The 6,137-nt window shown below is 53.9% G+C and carries 3 protein-coding genes and 1 pseudogene; 2 read left to right on the forward strand and 2 right to left on the reverse strand.

From position 1 onward, the window contains the following. Positions 1 to 2,559: PAS domain S-box protein (locus WCE46_RS04475; RefSeq protein WP_424732498.1), on the forward strand; the 2,559-nt coding region annotated here is incomplete at its 5' end. Positions 2,560 to 2,610: 51 nt separating this feature from the next. Then, complete coding sequence (locus WCE46_RS04480; protein WP_424732499.1) at positions 2,611 to 2,976, forward strand: response regulator; 366 nt, start codon at positions 2,611 to 2,613, stop codon at positions 2,974 to 2,976. Between the two features lie 18 nt (positions 2,977 to 2,994). Here WCE46_RS04480 and WCE46_RS04485 read toward each other — a convergent pair whose 3' ends face one another. After that, on the reverse strand, positions 2,995 to 5,820 hold the full coding sequence (locus WCE46_RS04485) for a DNA topoisomerase I (RefSeq protein WP_424732500.1): 2,826 nt from the start codon (positions 5,818 to 5,820) through the stop codon (positions 2,995 to 2,997). Between the two features lie 6 nt (positions 5,821 to 5,826). Further along, positions 5,827 to 6,137, reverse strand: a pseudogene (locus WCE46_RS04490) (Asp-tRNA(Asn)/Glu-tRNA(Gln) amidotransferase subunit GatB); the annotation flags it as partial.

Consider the following 6,137-nt stretch of genomic DNA (forward strand, 5'->3'; position numbering starts at 1 on the left):
ACTGAACCCGGCAGCGAACCGGAATTTATCACGCCGATCAATTCCAGTTACATCGGAGGATTCGCCCTCCTCCATGACATCTACGGATCTGACGCCGTAATCCTTGAAACCATCCAGCCCCGGGACATCTACACCGAAGGAATGACGACAACAATGCAGTTTGTCCTCATCGTTCTTGGCGCCATCGCATTTCTTGGTATTATCATCATCTTCATGGTTGACAGGATTATCCTTTCAAGACTGACCTCCCTCACCCAACAGATCCGTAATCAGGGAAATGCACATAAACGCGATAGAAGAGTCGGACTCACCGGGGATGACGAGCTGACCGGACTCGCGACAGAGATCAACCTGATGCTTGAGACCATTGATAAAACCCATGATGAACTGGCAAAAAGTAATGAACGCGTCCGTGAACTTGCTGAACTCCTGCCTCAGATCATCTTTGAGATCGATCAGACCGGCCGCCTCACATTTTTGAATCAGTTCGGTTTTGAGACCGCACAGATTACAGATTTGAAATCCGAACCGGGTCTGGACATCTATGCTTTTATTGCAAAGGAGGATCATCCTCGCGTGAAAGAAAATATTCAGCGTATTGTCGCAGGTGAACGATCCGTTGAAGCCGAATACACATTTGTCCGGCGTGATGGTTCGACGTTCCTGGGGGACACATTTACATCGGCAGTCTTCCAGGATGCCCGTGTTACCGGGTTCCGCGGGATCATTGTCGATATCACCCGGCAGCGGAAGATTCAGGATGCCCTCGCCGAGAGCCAGCACTACCTCAGGAGCATCTTTGAAGCATTAACTGTCGGGGTACTGCTTGTTGAGGCTGATACTCACAGGATTATCGATGTAAATCCTGCTGCTGCGGTCATGATCGGTGCAAAAAAAGAGGATATTGTAGGCAATCTCTGCCACCGGTTTGTCTATTCAAGCGAGAAGGGGCATTGCCCGATCACCGATGGCCGCCGGCAGATAATCGATAACACAGAACGTGTCCTGATCACTGCTGATGGACGACACGTGCCCATCATCAAGCATGTGGTCTGTATCCGGCTCTATGGCCGGGACTGCATGCTGGAAACGTTCATCGATAATACCGAGCGCAAAAAGATGGAGAGCGCCCTCATTGACAGGACCCGCATGCTCAACGGCATCCTCCAGGTATCTCCGGTAGGTGTCTTCCGGAATGATCGGGAAGGCAGGGTAATTTTTGTCAATGATCGCTGGATACAGATGACCGGTATTTCCCTTGACCAGATCCGGGGCAGGTACTGGGCAGAAGCGCTCCACCCGGAAGATCGGCAGAAAGTACTTCAGAGTGTTGCAGAGTCTGTCCGCGGGCAGAAGGAAATCTCGGTTGAAAGCCGGCTTATCCGTGCTGATGGCTCTGTTTCATGGTTGATCGGGCAGGCGGTACCTCTAAAAGACAGTGACGGGACATTGACTGGCTGGGTCGGTACAATCACGGATATCACCGAACGAAAAAAGATCGAAATTGCCCTTGCGGAAAGTGAAGACAAGTACCGTGCGCTTGCTGAGAACAGTTCCGATGTCCTCTTTTCCGCAGACCTTAAAGGGATTATTACCTATATCTCGCCGATGGTCAACCGTTACGGGTACCTGGCTGAAGAGGTCGTATCCAAATCACTGGAAGAGTTCATCCACCCGGCAGATCGTGAAGATATCCGGAAGAATTTTGCCCGGGAATTATCCGGGGGTGAACCAATTGACACCAGTTTCAGGATACTGGATAAATGGGGGTATATCCACTGGATCGAGGAAAAGAGCACGATTGTTGTCGACCGGAACGGGCAGGTAACTGGTATAAATGGTGTGCTTCGTGATTTTACCGATCGCAGGAGAGCAGAGGATGCAGTCATGCTTGCGAATAAAAAACTTAACCTTCTCAACAACATCACCCGTCATGATATCCTTAACACGATCACCGGCCTTCTGGGCTGCGTGGATATGGCAAACGCCACAAACGTGCCGGCCGAACGCGAAGAACTTCTCCGACAGATCAAGGAGCTTACCCGTGTTATCCAGAGACAGATTGCATTCACCCGGGAGTACCAGTCTGTAGGAGTAAACGCCCCGTCCTGGCAGAATATTCAGGAGATCGTAAAACGGTCGATCGTCAATTTTTCCGGATCCGTGATCACGTTTGTCAATGAGATTGAGAATACCGAAATATACGCAGATCCCCTGCTCGAAAAAGTCTTCTACAATCTCATTGATAATGCAATCCGGTACGGCGACCACATCAGGACGATCCGGTTTTATTACCAGATCTCCGATGAAGGACTTACCCTGGTCTGTGAGGATGACGGGATCGGTATCCCCGACAATGAGAAAGAGCAGATATTTGAGCGGGGGATTGGCAGGAATACCGGCATGGGTCTTTTTTTGACCCGGGAGATCCTGCTCATCACCGGTATTACGATCCGGGAGAACGGCAGACCCGGCTGCGGGGCACGGTTCGGGATGCTGATCCCCAATGGTGCATTCCGGTTTGTCAGGGAAAAAAATGATGACCTCCGTAACGGATAACGATAGGTTATTTCCCCGGGAAATAAACGTACAACGTGGCAGGAAATGGGTATGTCTGATTATGCAGTTCTTCTGGTAGAAGATGACGATATTATTGCAAAAATAGCCGAATGGCGCTTAAAAAACCTTGGGTACCGGGTCTGCGGCCGGGCGGTTACCGGTGCTGAGGCAATGGAGATGGTGGTAAACCACAAGCCTGACCTCGTGCTGATGGATATCAACCTTAAAGGGGAGATCGATGGTATCGAGACTGCAAAGATGATCAAAAGGGGGTTCAACATCCCGGTGATCTACGTGACATCCCATTCCGATGGTCCCACACTGGAACGGGCGCGTGAGACCAAACCTGATGGATTTATTGTCAAACCGTTTGATGACAACGATCTCCGGGTAGCCATCGGACTTGTTTTAAAATAAGGAATGTGCAATCCCGCACTAGATCTGGATGATCTCCCGTTTTTTCCGGATCTGGGTCTGTATTTTCAGGATCGTATCCCCGTCAAGGCCGGTCCGGGTGGCAAGGGTTTGTGCATCTGCTTTTAGCAGGCTGTCCGCGTCTGTAATCCCGGCTTTTGAGAGATGTTCTGCCACAGCCGTAGTCATTCCCCTGGCTGTGAGCAGTTCTTTTTGTCCTTTCCGGGTCCGGGGGGTCTTCTCTGTTTTACCGGGAACGGGCCGGTGCAGGTATTCGCACACGAGACCCACATGACGGCTCACTGTTCCGGCGCTCATGCCGGTTCTCGTACTGAGTTCTTCCAGGTGTGTCGAGCAGAACTCCTCGGGAGTTATGACGCCGGCTGCCAGATATTTTTTGAGGCTTACCGCAGGAATGCCGATCTCTTTTAAGATCTGCCCGTTATGGGTGATCCGGGCTTCTGCGAGGAGGTCGTGTGCCTCGGTCTCACCAATACCGGCCTTCTGGAGGATGGCAAAATTTGTTGTTGCGAGTGCTGCAAGATCGGTGACTCCGGACTCTTTTAAGGCCGCCATGATCTTTGAATAACTGCGACCTTTCCGTGGGATCAGGTGGTTTCGCATGAACTTGCGGCACTCGGAGCGCCGGCGCAGTTTTTCGAGCACGCCTTCTGCCTCGGTTTTGAGTTTCTGTGCTGCATCTGGTGCGAGGTCAAGGGTCTTTGCAAGGCGTTCAGGCTCGCTTCGGGCGATCTCGGCAACGGTGTAGATATGCTGGGACCGGGCTTTTTCCATAAGAGCCTCATTCATTGAGGGAATTTCGGTGAGCGATTCTGTGTTCGAACTGATGTGGTGGCAGAGCGGGCACCCGATGTCCCAGGGACGGGCACCCTTTCTCACAAGCCGCACGAAGTGGAGGTGGTGCTTCTCACAGATATCATCGGTGCGTACTGCCCAGCCCCACTGGGTGACAGGAAGACCGATGTTGAACGTGCATTCAGGATACCGGGAGCAGCCGATGAACTGAGTCGAACCCCGCAGGTGCTTGATTGCAAGCGTACCGCCGCAGACCGGGCATCGACCTAAATTGAGTTCCTCGGCGGTGCGGTTCCGGATGTCGTCCCCGATTACCTGCTCGTTTGCTTCAAGCTGGTCGAATGCCGCGTGCAGCATGCTGCGGGACTCTTTGATGACATCGTCCCGGGTGCGTTTGCTCTCTTTTATCTGCTGCATGTGCGACTCGATCGTCTGGGTCATGTCGGGTTTTGTGATCGCGTCGGCGTTGTGTTCGAGCGCTTCGGTCACGACCCGGCCCACAAGGGTCGGGCGCAACGGGGTGCCTTCAACGTATTTGCGGGAGACGAGCTTCGCGATGACCTCGTGCCGGGTGCTCTTTGTTCCCAGACCGAGTTCCTCCATCCTCTGGATGAGCTTGCTCTGCGTGTACCGTGCCGGGGGCATCGTCTCCTTTTCATCGAGGCTGACCTTGCGGATCGGTAGTTTCTCCCCGACAGTAAATGCCGGGAGAATCGTCTCCTTTGCCTCGGAAAACGGGTAGACCGTGTGCCAGCCCGGTTCGATCAGGTGCCCTCCTGTCGTAGTGTAGGCCTCGCCACCAGCATCGAAGTTGACTTTTAAGGTCTGCCAGAGCGCATCCGGGGCAAGAGTTGCAAGGAACCGGCGGAGCACAAGTTCGTAGATCCGGAACGCATCGTCCTCGATCCCTTCTTTTGTTGCGACACCGGTCGGGTGTATTGGCGGGTGGTCGGTGGATAATTTTTTGCCCCGGGTCGGCTCAGGGCGCCGGTGGGCAATCGTCCACTCCACATCTTTTTTAAACGGCGAATTTTTAATCGTCGCAAGTATCCCGTTTAAGTCGAGCGATGCGGGATAGACCGTGTTGTCGGTCCTCGGGTAGGAGATGTACCCATTCATGTACAGTTCTTCTGCGATCCGCATCGCGTTTGCCGCGGAAAAGCCGAGCCGGGCGGCGGCAACGATATACGTTGTCGTATCAAACGGCGAGGGGGACCGGTCCTGTTTTGTACCTTCCCTGACTTCTGTTACCAGAAGCGGTTCTTTTGTCCGGTCGCGGGCGAGTTCTGCGGATTTCTGTTCCTTAAACCGGCCATTCGTGTGCCGTGCCTCGATCGGCTCGCCGGCCTTCTCGGTCAACAGGCCGAGCTGCCAGTAGGTCTCAGGGACAAATTTCTCGATCTCCTTTTCCCTGTCGACGATCATGGAGAGCGTGGGGCTCTGCACCCGGCCGACCGAGAGGATGTTGTTTCCCCCCCGGCGTGCGGCAAGCGAGATGAACCGGGTCAGCGAAGCGCCCCACATCAGATCGATGGACTGCCGGGCTTCCCCTGCGGATGCAAGTGCAAAGTCAAGGTCGGTCGTATTCGCAAATGCGGTCTTGATTTCCTGCGGGGTGATCGCAGAGAACCGGGCCCGGTCGACTTTCACGTTCCTGTTGACCGCCCGGACCAGCTCGTATGCTTCTTTGCCGATCAGTTCCCCTTCGGTATCAAAATCGGTCGCAATGGTGACCCGGTCGGCATGTCGGGCCAGTTTCTGGAGGAGCGCGACAATCCTTTTCTCGGTTGGCACCTTGATGGTCTTTGCATCGATCAGGCTGCGCGGGGTGTACTGCTCGCTGCGCCAGTTCTCGTAGCCGGGCTCGAAGTCAACCTCGACAACATGGCCGCGCAAGCCCACTGTCGTCGTATCGCCGAAACTGTAGGTCGATACCCCGGCATCCTTTTTTTCGACAACTTTTTGTCCCCCGGCAAGGAGCTGGGCGATCCTGCGGGCCGAGATGTTCTTTTCTGCAACTATCAGGTGCACGTCAGGTCACTGCTCCGTACTTTTGAGTGCTGCAACCATCAGCCGGTTAAGCTCGCCCGGATCGGCGCGGCCCCGGGTCTTTTTCATGGTCTGGCCAACGAGGAAATTCAAGGCCCCGTTCTTCCCGGCCCGGTAATCTTCGACCGCCTTTTGGTTCTCCGTTATGACTTCGTTTATGGCACCCAAAAGCACCGCATCGTCACCAGATGTTTTTGCAAGGTTCAGGCGGGCGACAATCGCTTCCGGTGTCTCTTTTGTTTCACCCTTAAGATGCTCATCGAGCATCACCCGCAGGACTTCGACACCACTCTTGTCGG

Origin of the sequence: Methanoregula sp., assembly GCF_049690535.1 — an archaeon.
Classification (GTDB): domain Archaea; phylum Halobacteriota; class Methanomicrobia; order Methanomicrobiales; family Methanospirillaceae; genus Methanoregula.